A 15,278-nucleotide genomic window follows, 5' to 3' on the forward strand; every position below is an offset into this window, starting at 1 on the left:
CTTCAATCATCTCACGTCCATGCATGAATGCGCGGACATTGCTGGGTTCTGAAACAAAAGATGCCCCGACGGCCCTTGGCTGCCGGGGCAATCGCCGATGCGGTCAGCCGGTCCAGTTGTTGGAGCGGAAGTCCATGGCGAAGGCGGGGGCAGCCTTCCAGTTGAGCGAAGATTTCATGCCGGTGAATACGGCGTTCTGGTGCAGAACCTGATAGGCCGGATCTTCGCGCTCGCAGATTTCCAGCATCCGGGCGAAGGCCTTCTTACGGGCTGCGCGGTCGGTCGAAGTCTCAAGAATTGCGGCCATCTGGTTCGCCTCGGCGTTGGCCCAGTCCTTCTTCTGCTGGACTTCGCCGTTCGGGCCAAATTGGTTGACGATCGAGGAGACAGGGTCGCTGAACGCTGCACCGGCAGACCAATCGCGAACACCCTTCACGCCTGCGGGATCGTGGATCTGTGCCCAGTTTTCCTTCATCTGGATTTCGACGTTGAGGCCGACCTGCTTCCACATCTCCACCATGATCTGACCATTGGCGGTCTGGTTGGTATAGTAGTTGTTGAGAAGGCGGAACGGGATGGCATCACCCTTGTAGCCAGCCTGCTTGAGAAGGTCCTGAGCGAGCTGCGGGTTATAGTCCGGAACGCTCCAGCCCTCGACGAACATATCGGCGTAGAAGGGGAACTGCAGCCCCGCCGGGATCTGGGTCTTGCCAGCCCATAGCGCTTCGACGATGGCCTGTCGGTCGATCGCATGAGTCATGGCGCGACGCACCAGTGGGTTTTGAAGGACCTCGTTCTGTGTGTTGAAAACCGAGATGCGATGGTTGATGATGGTCGATCCCTGCACCTCAAAGCCGGAAGTTGCCTCAACGGCGGCAATCTGGTCGGGTGGCAGGTCGCAGGCAAAGTCATACTCGCCAGACAGAAGACCGTTTACGCGGGAGGAGACCTCGGGCACCTCAACGAAGCGGATCTGCTCCAGTGGCGGGCGGCCGCCCCAATATTCGTCGAAAGCGACGAGGGTGAGAGAGACGTCCGGCTTGAACTCGCCGACCATGTATGGGCCTGTGGTGACGGGCTTGCGGGCCCAATCAACGTAGGTTGCGGCTTCGTCCCAGGCGCGACGGTTGGCGATCTGGCTACCGAATGCGTAGAGGCGGCCTTCGATCGTGACATCGGGCGTGGCGTTATGGAAGCGCACAGTGTGCTTGTCGACTGCTTCGACGCCGGCGAGCGCTGGCCAGAGGCGGCGACCAACGCCAGGCAGAGTGGCGGGCAGTTCCTTTGCCGTTGTCGGCTTGTGATCGGCCTCAAAAATCGTCCTTCCACCGGCAGGCTGGGTATTGCCGAACACGCGCTGCGACGAGAAGCTGAAGACGACGTCCTCAGCCGTCAATTCGTCGCCATTGTGGAACTTGACGCCCGGGCGAAGCGTGAGCTCAACCGTCTTCTCGTCTATCCGTTTCCATTGCGTGGCCAGACCGGGAAGAGGGCCCTGATTGCCCATCCAGTCACGCACGATCAGGCCTTCCCAGAAATTGGGAAAGAAGACGCGTTCGCCGACGTTCGACTGCTCGTTCCAGACATCCAACGTGTTGTTGTTGGTAATCTTCTGAACGGCGATCGTGACGGACGGGCGCTTGCCCTGGCTGAACGCCAGACGCGGCAGGATAAGGCTGCCCGCACTCGCGCCGAGTAGGCCAAGCGCGCTGCGTCGATTGAGTGAAATCATGCGAGTCTCCTTTGAGCAGTATTTGGCTTTGCGCTCGTCTTTGCGCGCGCTGAATGTCGGTTCGTTAATGATCGGGTGAATTTTCTATGAAATCCCCGCCCTGTTGCGCATGCCGCGGCGAGTTTCCAAAGGGCGAAAGCCTTTCGAGGCCTCCTCTTTGCCCGGTTTTTTGGTCGTCCTCATTCGGTGCTATGGACAGATTTCCGACGGCCTTTGCGTCGTTTGATACACGTCACAATCCGGCTGTATGTCGGTGTGGAAATCAATAGGTTACAAATGCTACGCCGATGTGACATCTGTAACTTCCTTGGGAGGTGAGCTTTGAATCAGCAGGACTTGATGGTGAAAGCGTCGTGGCTCTATTACGTCGGCCTGACGCAGGCGCAGATCGGCGATCGCATGAATCTTACCCGGAGACGGGTGAATGAGCTGATCGCCCTGGCTTTGGAGGAGGGCGCCGTTCGTATCAGCTTCAATTCCAGGTCAGCCGACAATGTCGAGCTGGAAGCAAAGTTGTGCGAGAGGCTTGGCCTTGAGGATGCAGTCATCGTGCCAACTCCGGCCGATCCCCGTCTGCTGCATCGCGTTCTGGGCAGGGGGGCAGCCGCCTATCTGGACCGCTTGATCGAAGTCCGCAAGCCGAACTCGATCGGCGTCGGCTGGGGAGCGACGTTGCGGGAGACAGTGCGCCAGATGACGTCTCGAAACGAACCGCACATCGAGGTGCGCTCGATGATGGGAGGGCTGACCCGCGGCTCCGAAATCAATACGTTTGAAATCGTGCATAGCTTTGCGCAGGTATTGAATGCGCAATGCCATTATTTCGCGGCGCCAATCTATGCAGGGAGTCCGCGCTCGCGTGAAGCCATAATCTCACAGCCTGTGTTCCAGGATATCTTTCGCGCGACCTGCGACGTCGATGTTTCCTATCTGAGCGTGGGGGATGTTTCGCCGCACTCACTGCAGGTCAGGTATGGCTTGCCGGCTGGAACGGATGTCAATCAATTGATCGACGCCTGCGCTGTCGGCGATCTTCTGGGTCGCTACGTTGACGCCAACGGCACACTCGTGGACCACCCTCTCAATAGCCAGGTCATTTCTCCTGACCTCGATAGCTACCGCCAAATTCCATGCCGCATCATCGCCTCGGGAGGCGCCCACAAGCACGCGATCCTGGGGGCCGTCGTCAAAGCTCAGCTGGCCACGATCATTTTTACAGATTCGGATAGCGCCATGGCCCTGTTGGAGAATGCCTGACCAGGCGTGGGCAAGGCACACCCATCAGCGTTGCAGATCCACCTGATGTGAAGCGACAAAGCGTCCTCTTGGCATTCGGCGATCACCGATGGTCTCGTTGACGGCGTTTCCAATTGCCAAGAGCGAAGCGGTTTGCTCACGCGTCAAGGGTTCGTCGCGGAGAAAACTCGATTCCTTGGCGGTTTCGCCGTGAGGTTTGCGCAAACCACCGCTTCTTGCAAAGGGTCATTGGGTCGCAACTCCATAGCCGGGCCAGCACGCCCGGCATTGCCGTTCACTAGCGATATTCTCAATAATTTCACAATGTTATGAGTGAAACGCCGAAAGCCGTTGGACTTGCTGATTTGCGCAGTCGTTTCCATGAACCAGAGGGGCCGGAGCGGGGTTCGCTACACCGACGCCAGGCAATCACGACATGCCACTCGCAGATTTGCGAGTAGCACCAAACCTCATCTTCTTTCAAATCTGCTTTCGCGTAAACAATCCAATGCGGAGCTGGAATCATGAGGCTGACGGCCGTTCAAAGTGTGAGATCGTCGACGGACGCGAGGTATCTCGACCAGATGTTTTGCCTGCGTTCTCGAATTTTCGGCGACCGGCTGGCGTGGAATGTCACCAGGACAAACGGTCGCGAGCTCGATGAATTCGACAGGCTTGAACCTACCTATATCCTGGCACTTTCCCAGTCAGACGACGTGATTGGATGCACGCGATTGCTGCCAACGACCGGCCCGACGATGCTCGAGCGTGTCTTTCCGCAGCTGCTCTCGATGCGGTCACTCCCTTCCCATGACTCGATGACAGAAAGTTCACGTTTCTGCGTCGACACCGCGTTCCGGCAAGAGGCGAGGGAGGGGGGCATCCACATGGTAACCCTTGCCATGTTCGCCGGCATCCTCGAATGGTGCCTTCTGAAGGGACACACGGAAATCGCGACTGCGACGGACGTCCGCTTTGAACGCATTCTGAGGCGGGCCGGATGGCCGATTCAGCGTCTCGGCGAACCCGTCATGATCAACGAGACGATGAGTGTGGCGGGCATTCTGCCCGTCAACGAGGTTCACTTCAGTGCGCTTCGGCCGAAGGCCTACCGATCCTCTTTTCGTGGTGAGCGGCACTATGCAGCGTGAGCCGCCCGCGCCGCTCCCACAGTCCCCAACGCTGCTGCGTCTCATGCGGAAGCTTCAGGAAGCGCTCGGTGAGGGACTTTGCCGTGTCCTCGACGAGCCTGACGTTGTGGAAATCATGTTGAACCCGGACGGCCAGCTTTTCATCGAGCGTCTTGGACAAGGGATAAACCAGGCTGGAAAGATGAAGAACAGCGCGGCCGAAGTGGTTATCGGCTGCGTCGCGCACATCCTCAACACCGAGGTCGATGCCAGCAGGCCAATCGTGTCGGGTGAACTCCCATTGGGCGGCCACCGATTTGAGGGCTTGCTTCCTCCGGTTGTCGCGGCGCCGTGCTTCACGATCCGCCGGCGCGCATCGCAATTGTTCCGGCTCGACGACTACGTTTCCGACAACGCTATGACCCCGGACCAGGCGCATCTCATTCGCGACGCCATAAGGGCGAAGCTCAACATCGTCATCAGCGGAGGGACGGGATCCGGCAAGACGACCCTGACGAACGCCGTCGTCGCCGAGATCGCAGATATTGCACCGGGCGACCGGCTGGTCATCCTGGAGGACACGGTTGAAATCCAGTGCGCGACACGAAACGTCGTCGCCCTGCGGACAAGCGACCGCGTCGACATGACGAAGCTCTTGAAGAGCACAATGAGGATGAGGCCGGACAGGATCATCGTCGGCGAAGTCCGCGACGGCGCGGCTTTGACGCTGCTGAAGGCCTGGAATACGGGCCACCCTGGCGGGCTGACAACGATCCATTCCAATACCGCGCAATCGGCTTTGCGCCGACTGGAACAGCTCACAGCGGAGGTCAGCCCGCAACCGATGCAGGCAACGATCGGCGAGGCCGTCGATCTCATTGTCTCAGTCGAACGCACTCCGAACGGCCGACGCCTGCGGGAAATCCTGCGACTGCACGGCTTCAGGGATGGCGAGTATCAAACTGAAATCCCAAAGGAGGCCCGACATGCAGCGTGATCGTTCGTTACTCGCCCTTGCCCTCGTGGCTGGGTCGGCAATCGTCCTTGCCAGTCCAGCTGCTGCGAGTTCAGGTGCGGGGCTTCCCTGGGAGGGGCCACTCGAACAGATTCAGCAATCCATTACAGGACCCGTCGCCGGTTTCATCGCACTTGCCGCCGTGGCGGTGGCAGGCGGCATGCTGATCTTTGGCGGAGAGCTCAACGATTTCGCACGCCGGCTCATGTATCTTGTGCTGGTCACGGGCATCCTCCTCGGAGCCACACAAATCGTGGGCCTCTTTGGCGCGACAGGCGCTTCCATTGGCCTCGACAAGTTCGCACCGGCGACCGGGGTGAACCCTGCGACGGAGGGTCTGCTCCTTGCCTGATACCTCGATACCCCTGCACCGGACCCGTATCCATCGCGCGCTGTCGCGCCCGAATCTGCTGATGGGCGCCGACCGCGAGCTTGTTCTGGTAGCCGGCCTGGCTGCCGTCGTTCTTATCTTCGTGGTTCTGACCGTCTACTCGGTGCTGTTCGGCCTTGCGGTCTGGGTCGCTGTTTTGGCGGTCCTGCGGATGTTGGCAAAGGCAGATCCGCTAATGCGCCGGGTCTACATCCGACACATCGGATACCGGGCCGCATACAGGGCAACCTCGACGCCATGGCGTTATCATTGAAGGAGGAGACTGATGGTAAGGCTGCACTCCTTCAGACACACGGGCCCGTCGTTTGCGGATCTGGTGCCATATGCCGGGCTGGTCGACAACGGTATCATGCTCCTCAAGGACGGCTCGCTGATGGCCGGTTGGTATTTCGCCGGCCCGGACTCGGAGAGCGCAACCCACCTTGAGCGAAACGAGGTCGCTCGCCAGCTCAACGCAATACTGGCTCGGCTCGGATCTGGTTGGATGATCCAGGTCGAGGCCGTGCGTGTACCGACAGCGGACTATGCCGTCGGCCAGTCGCATTTCCCCGATCCCGTTACTGCGGCAATCGATCAGGAAAGGCGGGCGCATTTCGAAAGCGAGCGCGGACATTTCGAGAGTCGCCATGCGATGATCCTGACGTATCGGCCCACCGACCAACGCCGATCACGGCTCGGCCGGTATATGTATTCGGACAGGGAAAGTCGGACGCAGAGCTTTGCCGACGCGGCGCTGCTTCTCTTTGGGAATGCCATACGTGAAACCGAGCAATACCTTGCAAGCATAGTCTCCATTCAGCGGATGACGACGGTGCAGATTGGCGAGCGAGACGGAGTGCGCTCCGCCACTTACGACGAGCTCCTGCAGTTCATTCGGTTTTGCATCGTTGGCGAGAGCCATCCGGTTCGCCTCCCCGACATTCCCATGTATCTCGACTGGCTGGCAACGGCAGAATTCCAGCACGGCATGACGCCACTGGTGGAGAACCGGTTGTTAGCCGTCGTCGCAATCGACGGGCTTCCCATGGAAAGCTGGCCCGGGATTCTCAACGGCCTGGATCTCATGCCGCTCAGCTATCGCTGGTCGTCGCGATTTGTCTTCCTTGACGCAGAGGACGCGCGGGCCCGCCTCGAGCGTACCCGCAAGAAATGGCAACAGAAAGTGCGTCCGTTTTTCGACCAGCTCTTTCAGACACATAGCCGATCCGTCGATCAGGACGCCCTTGCAATGGTCGCCGAGACCGAGGATGCGATCGCCGAGGCTGCCTCGCAACTCGTTTCGTACGGTTACTACACGTCCGTCGTCGTCCTTTTTGATGACGACTGCGAACGGCTCAAGGAAAACGCAGAGTCTATTCGCCGCCTGATCCAGGCAGAGGGTTTTGGTGCGCGGATCGAAACACTCAATGCGACGGAGGCCTATCTCGGCAGCCTGCCCGGCAACTGGTATTGCAACATCCGTGAGCCATTGATCAACACGCGTAACCTGGCCGATCTTCTGCCGCTTGATACGGTCTGGACGGGACGCTCGAATGCGCCCTGTCCGTTCTATCCTCTGGGGTCACCGCCCCTCATGCAGGTCGCGTCCGGCTCGACGCCTTTCCGGTTGAACCTTCACGTCGACGACATCGGCCATACGCTTGTGTTCGGCCCGACGGGCTCGGGCAAGTCGACGCTTCTGGCGCTCATCGCTGCGCAGTTTCGCAGATACGAAGGCGCGCAGATTTTTGCCTTTGACAAGGGCCAGTCCCTGCTGCCGTTGACGCTGGCTGCCGATGGTGACCACTACCGGATCGGAGGCGAGGACAGTGACGGGAGGGGGCTCTCATTCTGTCCGCTCTCGGGTCTGTCGACGGCCAGTGACCGAGCCTGGGCCTCGGAGTGGATAGAGACGCTTGTTGCTCTACAGGGCGTGGTCATCACCCCCGATCACCGGAATGCAATCGCGCGCCAGATCGGATTGATGGCGGAGGCACCGGGACAATCGATTTCTGATTTCATCAGCGGCGTCCAACTCCGAGATATCAAGGAGGCGCTGCATCACTACAGCGTTGACGGACCGATGGGGCAATTGCTCGACGCCGAGAGCGACGCGCTGTCGCTCGGTCTGTTTCAGACGTTCGAAATCGAAGAGCTGATGAATATGGGAGAACGCAACCTTGTTCCCGTCTTGACCTACCTGTTTCGCCGCATCGAAAAACGACTGACCGGTGCGCCGAGCCTCATCATCCTTGACGAGGCCTGGCTGATGCTTGGCCATCCGGCGTTTCGCGAGAAAATCAGGGAGTGGCTGAAGGTGCTTCGAAAGGCGAATTGCGCCGTTGTGCTCGCCACCCAGTCGCTTTCTGACGCCGAACGGTCCGGCATCATCGATGTCCTCAAAGAGAGCTGTCCGACAAAGATCTGGCTACCGAACGGGGTCGCGCTTGAGCCCGGCACCCGCCAATTCTATGAGAATATGGGACTGAGCATTCGCCAGATCGAGCTCATCGCGAACGCGATCCCAAAACGCGAGTACTACGTCACCTCGCCCCAAGGCCGTCGCCTGTTTGACATGGCACTTGGCCCGCTGACACTTTCGTTCGTCGGCGCCTCAAGCAAGGACGATCTTAAACACATCAAATCACTTCACCACAGCCATTCGCGGGAGTGGCCGGTCCACTGGTTGCAGACAAGGGGGATATCCAATGCAAAATCACTGCTCTCGCGTCCCTAGGCTTGTCACCACGGTCCTGGCCGCATCGCTGGTTCAGGCGCCCGCGCATGCCGGCGGTGTGACGGGCTCTGCAACCGAATGGACGCAGCTTGCCAACAACAGCGAACTCGTCGGCCTCCTTGAGAGCTCAGGGATACAAGTTGAAAACCAGATGAGGCAGATCACTCAACTGGCCGAGCAGATCCGCAATCAGCTGAGCATCTATCAAAACATGCTGCAGAATACCGCTCGGTTGCCTCAGCAGACCTGGGGGCAGGTGGAAAACGATCTCAGACAGCTTCAAGCGGTCGTCAGGCAGGGGCAGGGCATCGCATTTTCGATGGGCAACGCCGACGATATACTGAGGCAACGCTTCAAAGCCTATGGCGAACTCAAGACAAGCCTGGCTGCCGGCGAGAGCTTTTCGACAACCTATCAGGGCTGGTCAGACACCAATCGGGATACCATCGCAGCGACACTGCGGGCGGCCAGCCTTACCTCGGATCAGTTTGCGACCGAGGAAGCCGCCATGGCGTCCGTCCGATCCATGTCTGGGACCGCAGACGGACAGTTGAAGGCACTCCAGGTCGGACACCAGATTGCAGCTCAGCAGGTCGCCCAGATGCAAAAACTCCGTGGGCTCGTCTCCCAGCAAATAACGATGATCGGAACCTGGTACCAGAGTGAACAGACCGACAAGGATCTCGCTCAGGCCCGCCGGGAGAAATTCTTCAACGCGCCGGTGAAGCCGATCGCTGACGGCCAAAAAATGGAGCCACGGTGGTGACCGGCACGGCAATCGAGCGCACCGCTCTCATTGTAAGCGCCCTGTGTTTCGTCAGTGCGCCCGCGCTCTCTCAGGAAGGTCAGGTTCTCACGGAGCTCCAGAACCAGGTGGTCACGTCGGCGCATGGCTGGGAGACAACCGTCATGCAGGCGGCACGATCCTTGTTCTGGATCCTCGCGACAATCGAAATCGGGATTGCTGCTGTCTGGCTGACGTTGCAAGCGCCCGCGCTCGACGGGTGGTTCGCGGAGCTGGCACGACGCATCCTGTTCATCGGCTTTTTTGCATTCGCACTTGAACAGGGTCCCACATTTGCGAAAGCCGTTGTCGATAGCCTCTTCCAGATTGGCGCATCCGGCGGATCGGCCTCACCAGCGGCCGTGTTCGACGCAGGCATCCGTGTCGCGGCGGCGCTGTCGAAGCAGGCCCAGTTCGGCCTGTTCGAAGACAATGCACTCGCGATCGCCGCCGTCTTTGCGATGGTGGTGGTTGTCGTCAGCTTTTCCCTGGTTGCTGCCGTCTTCGTCGCCGTGATGGTCGAAATGTACGTCGGCCTGCTGGCCGGCATGATCATGCTCGGCCTGGGCGGCTCATCCTTTACCAAGGATTTTTCGATCCGCTATCTCATCTACGCATTTAGCGTCGGCATGAAACTCATGGCGCTCGTGATGATCGCACGCATCGGGTCGGAGGTGTTGGTCGCGCTTGCTCAGGCGCCAACCGTCGAGACCGATCAGTTCATTACGACCCTTGCAATCGCAGGCATTTCCGTCGTCGTTTTCATTGTAGCAATGTATGTACCGAGCATCCTCCAAGGCGTCGTACAGGGCGCCTCGACGACTGGCGGTATGGAGGCGATCAGGCACGGCGGCCAAGCCACCTCATTTGCCATGGGAGCCTCTTTTCTGGCGGCGCGCGGCGCCACAACCGGTGCCGTGGCGGCTCGCACACAAGGTGCTGAGGTTTCATCTCCCGTCGGAGCTGTCGCCCATGGCATTAAGGCTGCCGCAGGTTTGACGGCACGTGCCCTCGGTTCGGCAGCCAAGGAAAAGGCAATCGGTACGCCAGGCGCTCATGCGGGCTCGATCATTGGTCTCGCCAACGCCAAACTCGAGCAGGGAGCACTTAAGGTAAGCAGAAGCAACACGTCGCACCGCGCGATGACGACGGACGACAACTGATGACAACCCCGGGAGGGATCGATGGCAGCTAAAGGCATACCTGACAACCCGTATCTTGCAGCACGCCAGGAGTGGAACGAGCGCTACGGTTCCTACGTGAAGGCTGCCGCCGCATGGCGGTTGGTCGGCATGCTCAGCATCCTGATGTCGCTCATTTCATTTTCATACGCCCTCTATCTCAGCACGCAGGTCAGACTGGTCCCCTATATCGTGGAGGTCGACAAGCTTGGAGCGGCGGTGAGTGGCGGCGTCCCACAAGCGATCGAGTATGCAGATCCTCGCGTGGTCCGAGCAACCCTTGGCGGCTTCATCTCAAGCTTCCGGTCAGTCACGCCCGACGCCGTCGTCCAGAAGCAATATATCGACCGGACCTACGCATTGCTGAGAGCTTCGGATCCTTCGACCGAGAAAGTCAACGCCTGGTTCCGCGCAAGCTCTCCGTTCGAACGGGCAAGAACCGCCACGGTTTCGATTGAGGTCAACAATGTTGTCGCCCTTTCGAACCGGTCCTATCAAATCGACTGGACGGAATTCGAGCGGGACAGAAAGGGCAAGGAGATCGGCACTCGCCGCTTCCGAGCCGTCGCCACAGTGACGCTGACGGCTCCGCAGGATGAGGAGGTGATCAGGCTAAATCCCATTGGCCTCTATCTGGCCGATATCGACTGGACAGCACAGCTCTAGGGGGGTGGACATGAAGGCAAGAAAGTTGAACGCTAAAATCGCCGTGGTCGCGTTCGGAGCCGCCAGCTTTGCCGCGGCGGCGCACTCGCAAGTCATGACGGCCAATGAAACGAAGGGAGCCGGAATTTCCGCCAAGTGGCGTGAAAGCTCCGGTCTCGTGACGAAAGGGTCCGACGGGAAAGCTATCTTTCTCTACGGGGAGATCCAGCCGTCGGTCATTTGCGCGCCGCTGCAGGTCTGCGATATAGAACTCCAGGGCGGCGAGGTCGTTCGCGACGTACTGGTGGGCGATACGGTTCGATGGAAGGTTGAGCCTGCAACATCAGGTGCGGCAAACGGGCAGGCTATCCACGTGATCGTCAAGCCATCCGAACCTGGCCTGCTGACATCAATGGTCGTCACCACATCGCGGCGGACCTATCATATTCAGCTGAAATCGCATCCCACCCAATACATGGCGCGTGTCGGGTTTGCATATCCCGAGGACATCGCAACGAGCTTCGCAGACGTCAACGCGAGGATAGGCGCGGGGGCTGGTGGCGGCATGCCCGCAGAGCGACTGAATTTTTCATACGCCATCAGCGGTCGAGCAGGCTGGCGACCGACACGCGTCTACGGCGACGGAGAAAAGACGTACATCCAGTTTCCAAAATCGATTTCAGGCCAGGATGCGCCGGTGCTCTTCATCGTCTCAGGTGGACAAAACCGGATTGTCAACTATCGCATGAAGGGCACCGTGATGGTGGTGGATTACAACATCGATCGGGCCGTTCTGGTTTCCGGCGTCGGATGGCACCGGCAGACGATCACCATTGCAAGGGGAGGCTGACATGTGGCGATCAATGATGGCCGTCATCACGTCCTTGGTCATCAGTGGATGCCAAACAGACGTCACCGGCCTAACTGACGTTTCCGAGGATACTACGCTATCAGCAGCGGCAGCCGACGCGATTGCAGGCGATATGGTTAGTCGACTGACAGAACTTGTCGCGCCAGCGGGCGCAACGATCAGACTGCAGGATTCCAATTCGACGTTTGGCATCGCACTTGAGGCTGCCCTCAAGGGGTGGGGGTACAAGATCGCCGCCGACGCCAACGCTGGAGCAGAGGAGCGCAAGACGGTAACGCTGTCCTATGCACTCGAGGCCTATGAAGGGCAAATCCTTGCCCGACTGTCAACGCAGTCGGTGGCGATTGGCCGAGCTTATGCAGCGACAGCAGCGAGCGCTCTGCCCATCAGTGCGTTGTCCGTGGCGCGGTCAGGTTAGGAGTGTGCCTTGATGGTTCAGTCTCTCCAATTGGGTACCCCCGACCTCGGCCGCAACAGTATGAGACGCGTGAACCGCCTTCCGGTCGCCGTTGTACTGGTGCTGGGAGCTTTGTTTTTAGCCGTCATCCTCTACGGCCTTTCTTCACGCGGTTTCTATTTCCGGGGAGAGGAGGACATAGGGTCAGCGTCCGGTTCATCTGCATCAAACTACGCCGACCAGATCAAGCGCGGCATTGCCGACGGCATTATTCCCGAGCCTGCGCAACCGCACGCATTCACCCCAACCCCGATTGCGGAAGAAAGGCCCGTCGACAATCCTCGCAAGCCCGATAACGCCAAAGAGCCGGTGCTGGTGCGTCGAGGGGTGGGCGTTGAACCAGAAGGAGAATGGCTCGCGAGGATCGAAAGGGAGCAGAAGGAACAGTATCTTCGGGAGCGCAACAGACAGGACATGGCACGCTTGCAGGCGAGAAGCGCGGCCTTCGAATCGCCGCTCGCGGTGGCCATGAAAACCGTAGAGGCTCCCGTTCACGAGGCTGACGATCCAGAGCGAGGGGAGCGATCTCCGGAAACCAGAGAACTCTACGCAGCGGCAATGCAGGCGAGCCTCGCCACCACCAATGCCAACGGACAGACGTCAAAACAGGAGTTTTTCAATCAGGACATAAAGGAACTCGGCTATCTACCGAACCGGATCATCGCGCCTTTGTCTGCGTTTGAGCTCAAACGCGGTTCGGTTATACCAGCCACGCTCATCTCGGGTATTAACTCCGATCTGCCAGGAAGGATCATCGCCCAAGTGAACCAGAACGTGTTCGACAGCGCGTCTGGACGTCGTCTTCTCATTCCGCAAGGGGCGAAACTCTTCGGCAGATATGACTCAGGCGTTTCCTTCGGGCAATCGCGTGTCCTGGTCATTTGGACAGACCTTATCTTCCCCAACGGCTCTACGCTGCAGATCGGCGGGATGGCCGGCACCGATGCCGAGGGATACGGGGGGTTCGGGGACAAGATCAATCGCCACTATCTGCAAACCTTCGGCTCTGCGGCACTGCTGGCCGTGATCGGGACCGGAATGGACATGTCTTTGCCGCAGGGTTCGACGCTTGCCGGTCAAGACAACGCGTCGGACGCTGCGCGCCGGAACTTTGCGGAGGTTTACGGGCGGGTCGTAGAGCGCAATGTGAGCAAAGCGCTCGACGTGCAACCAACCCTTCAGATCCGACCTGGCTATCAATTCAATGTCCTGGTCGACCAAGACATTGCCTTTCCTGGCGTGTACCGCCACTGAGCTGGTGGCTGACGACGCAGCCGTCAGATCAGCTGGAACCGTGTTGCAACATTGACCGCCTGCTTCATTGTGCGCACGCCCAGCTTCTGTCTGATTTTGTCGAGGTCCCATCGGACGGTGTAATATGTGAGCCCCGTAACGGTCGCGATGAAGTGCATGGGCATCCCTTCTGCTGCCCATCGAAGACAGACTGCCTCCCGATCCGACAGAAAAAAATCGCGCTTTGTGGTGGGTGCGGTCGTCCCTTGCAGGCGAGCGTGAATAAGGGCAGCGGCGGCAGCAGCGCCAACCGCATCGATCTCGTCGGTTGCTGCGCAGTCCACAATTTTGTGCGTGGCCAAAGTCAGGATGACGATCTGACCAAATCCGCCCCGGATGGGGATAGACAGTCCGGAGCGAATTCCAAATTCTGCTGCGGAATTGTAGAAGCGCCGCAAGTCATCATCGCCCCGCCGACGTTCAAAATCAGATGACCACCTGAACGCACGCATCGTCCTTTTCGCAGCCGTCACCACGGGGTCGATTATCTGGTAGGATTGCTCGAAGTATTTCGCTTGCCATTCGCGTGGATAGGTCGAGACCGCAAAGCTCTTTGCTGTATGAAGGTTGAGGTAGGCAAAGCACTCGAAACCGTGCGCCTGCGCCACGTCGCCCAAGGCTTCCCTGAGGGACTGATCGCTGGAGGCAGCCACCGCTGTATCGATTAACCTGTCAAAAATGGAAATGGCTTGCATGTGATCACCTCCTCCATGAAAAGTTGGCAGACCCGCCGCATACAGAGTTCAAATGACGTTTTCTGATAACGAGCCTGCAATTGAATAAGCAACCTCCGCCCTCGCTTGAGGCCGACGGCAAGTGGGATCGATTATATGAATACGATTTTTGAGCCTCGCGTTTGGCCCTTGCCCGTTCTAGATGCCTTGTTCTGCAAGTGCAACCTTATGTCGGCGTGCGCAACAAAACGTAACATGCGCTTGCCACCTCTGACCAAATGCGACCATCGTAGATTACACGACGTTCCAATCCAGCTCGCGCAACGGTTCTGCTTCGAGGCGTCCTGTGAACAGATAGCCGGCTAGCCTCACGGTCTTCACGATCATCGGGTTGCTCGGATCAAGCTCGATCTTTCGCCGAAGCCTGCTGATATGAACGTCGACGCTGCGCTCGATAGGTCCCGCCTGGCCGGCATGTGTCGAGAAGAGCAGTTCCTCACGGCTTAAAATACGACCAGGATTTCGGCAAAGAATAAGCAGCAGATCGAATTCCGCTGCCGTCAGGTCAGCTCTCCTCCCATCGGTCCCGACCAGGAGCCGGCCCGCGGGATCAAGCGACCAGCCATTGAACCGGATGACGCCCGACTGTCCGTGAGGAATGCGAGAAGAAGATGTGCGTCGCATAACACTACGAATTCGGGCAAGCAGTTCCTGGATGGAAAATGGGTCGGTCACGCAATCGTCGGCACCGGCATCAAGCACGGCGACCATGAGATCCTCGCGAAAGGAAGGAACGACAACGATAACCGGAGTTGGGGTGTCCAAACGGATCTGGCGGCAATGTCGAATGGCGTGGTCAGGAAGGCCAATGGCATCCAGGATAACCAGATCGAACGACTGGCTTCGAAGCACCCTGATTAACTTCGCGCTATGCGCAACCTCAGTCACCTGAAAACTCCCGGCTTCAAGAGTATCGTGCAGTAGGCGCCACAGATTGCCGCCGGTATCTGCCACTAGGATTTTTTCTTTCTCTCGATCCGTCTTGCCCAGTGCCAGTTTCCTGTCTCGCTACTTCTTATGCGCCGACCACGGGAAGACCAATGGGCGGCGCATGGTGACTGAGAGGGATATTATTGAAGAGCGCACGCGGCGT

15 protein-coding genes are annotated in these 15,278 nt (G+C 58.8%); 12 read left to right on the forward strand and 3 right to left on the reverse strand.

Features of this window, described 5'->3' with window-relative positions; genetic code table 11:
• Positions 1–103: 103 nt before the first annotated feature.
• Entirely contained in the window at positions 104–1,732 is a 1,629-nt protein-coding gene (locus AC1D2R_RS18065; protein WP_477969021.1) for an ABC transporter substrate-binding protein, read from the reverse strand.
• Positions 1,733–2,053: 321 nt separating this feature from the next.
• Between AC1D2R_RS18065 and AC1D2R_RS18070 the strand changes: the two genes are divergently transcribed.
• From AC1D2R_RS18070 to trbI, 12 genes are all read left to right on the forward strand, one after another.
• Positions 2,054–2,989: a sugar-binding transcriptional regulator gene (locus AC1D2R_RS18070; protein ID WP_477969023.1), complete on the forward strand. Its 936-nt coding sequence runs from the start codon at positions 2,054–2,056 to the stop codon at positions 2,987–2,989.
• 503 nt (positions 2,990–3,492) lie between these two features.
• Positions 3,493–4,119 carry an acyl-homoserine-lactone synthase gene (traI, locus tag AC1D2R_RS18075; RefSeq protein WP_477969025.1) on the forward strand — a complete coding sequence of 209 codons (627 nt, stop codon included), beginning with the start codon at positions 3,493–3,495 and terminating at the stop codon, positions 4,117–4,119.
• Between the two features lie 43 nt (positions 4,120–4,162).
• Positions 4,163–5,095 carry a P-type conjugative transfer ATPase TrbB gene (trbB, locus tag AC1D2R_RS18080; protein WP_477969026.1) on the forward strand — a complete coding sequence of 311 codons (933 nt, stop codon included), beginning with the start codon at positions 4,163–4,165 and terminating at the stop codon, positions 5,093–5,095.
• Positions 5,085–5,465 (forward strand): TrbC/VirB2 family protein, encoded by a 381-nt coding sequence (locus AC1D2R_RS18085; RefSeq protein ID WP_477969028.1) that lies wholly within the window; start codon positions 5,085–5,087, stop codon positions 5,463–5,465. The genes trbB and AC1D2R_RS18085 overlap by 11 nt, the downstream gene beginning before the upstream one ends.
• A complete protein-coding gene (locus tag AC1D2R_RS18090) occupies positions 5,458–5,757 on the forward strand; it encodes a conjugal transfer protein TrbD (protein ID WP_477969030.1) in 300 nt (99 codons plus the stop codon). The genes AC1D2R_RS18085 and AC1D2R_RS18090 overlap by 8 nt, the downstream gene beginning before the upstream one ends.
• 12 nt (positions 5,758–5,769) lie before the next feature.
• Entirely contained in the window at positions 5,770–8,220 is a 2,451-nt protein-coding gene (locus AC1D2R_RS18095; RefSeq protein ID WP_477969032.1) for a conjugal transfer protein TrbE, read from the forward strand.
• Positions 8,192–8,986 (forward strand): P-type conjugative transfer protein TrbJ, encoded by a 795-nt coding sequence (gene trbJ, locus AC1D2R_RS18100; RefSeq protein WP_477969034.1) that lies wholly within the window; start codon positions 8,192–8,194, stop codon positions 8,984–8,986. The genes AC1D2R_RS18095 and trbJ overlap by 29 nt, the downstream gene beginning before the upstream one ends.
• Positions 8,983–10,167, forward strand: coding sequence for a P-type conjugative transfer protein TrbL (gene trbL, locus AC1D2R_RS18105; RefSeq protein WP_477969036.1), 1,185 nt, complete (start codon positions 8,983–8,985; stop codon positions 10,165–10,167). The genes trbJ and trbL overlap by 4 nt, the downstream gene beginning before the upstream one ends.
• Before the next feature lie 21 nt (positions 10,168–10,188).
• Entirely contained in the window at positions 10,189–10,851 is a 663-nt protein-coding gene (gene trbF / locus AC1D2R_RS18110) for a conjugal transfer protein TrbF (protein WP_477969040.1), read from the forward strand.
• 10 nt (positions 10,852–10,861) lie between these two features.
• The gene (gene trbG / locus AC1D2R_RS18115; protein ID WP_477969042.1) at positions 10,862–11,680 is read left to right on the forward strand and encodes a P-type conjugative transfer protein TrbG; all 819 of its coding nucleotides are present in this window, start codon (positions 10,862–10,864) and stop codon (positions 11,678–11,680) included.
• A 1-nt stretch (position 11,681) separates the two neighbouring features.
• Positions 11,682–12,119: a conjugal transfer protein TrbH gene (locus tag AC1D2R_RS18120; RefSeq protein WP_477969044.1), complete on the forward strand. Its 438-nt coding sequence runs from the start codon at positions 11,682–11,684 to the stop codon at positions 12,117–12,119.
• A gap of 12 nt (positions 12,120–12,131) precedes the next feature.
• Positions 12,132–13,412: an IncP-type conjugal transfer protein TrbI gene (gene trbI, locus AC1D2R_RS18125; RefSeq protein WP_477969406.1), complete on the forward strand. Its 1,281-nt coding sequence runs from the start codon at positions 12,132–12,134 to the stop codon at positions 13,410–13,412.
• 23 nt (positions 13,413–13,435) lie between these two features.
• Here the strand turns inward: trbI and AC1D2R_RS18130 are convergent, their stop codons facing one another.
• Positions 13,436–14,146, reverse strand: a complete 711-nt coding sequence (locus AC1D2R_RS18130) for an autoinducer binding domain-containing protein (protein WP_477969046.1) — start codon at positions 14,144–14,146, stop codon at positions 13,436–13,438.
• A 273-nt stretch (positions 14,147–14,419) separates the two neighbouring features.
• Positions 14,420–15,139 (reverse strand): response regulator transcription factor, encoded by a 720-nt coding sequence (locus AC1D2R_RS18135; RefSeq protein WP_477969048.1) that lies wholly within the window; start codon positions 15,137–15,139, stop codon positions 14,420–14,422.
• Positions 15,140–15,278: the final 139 nt, after the last annotated feature.

The organism is Rhizobium sp. P1_C7, from assembly GCF_056406295.1.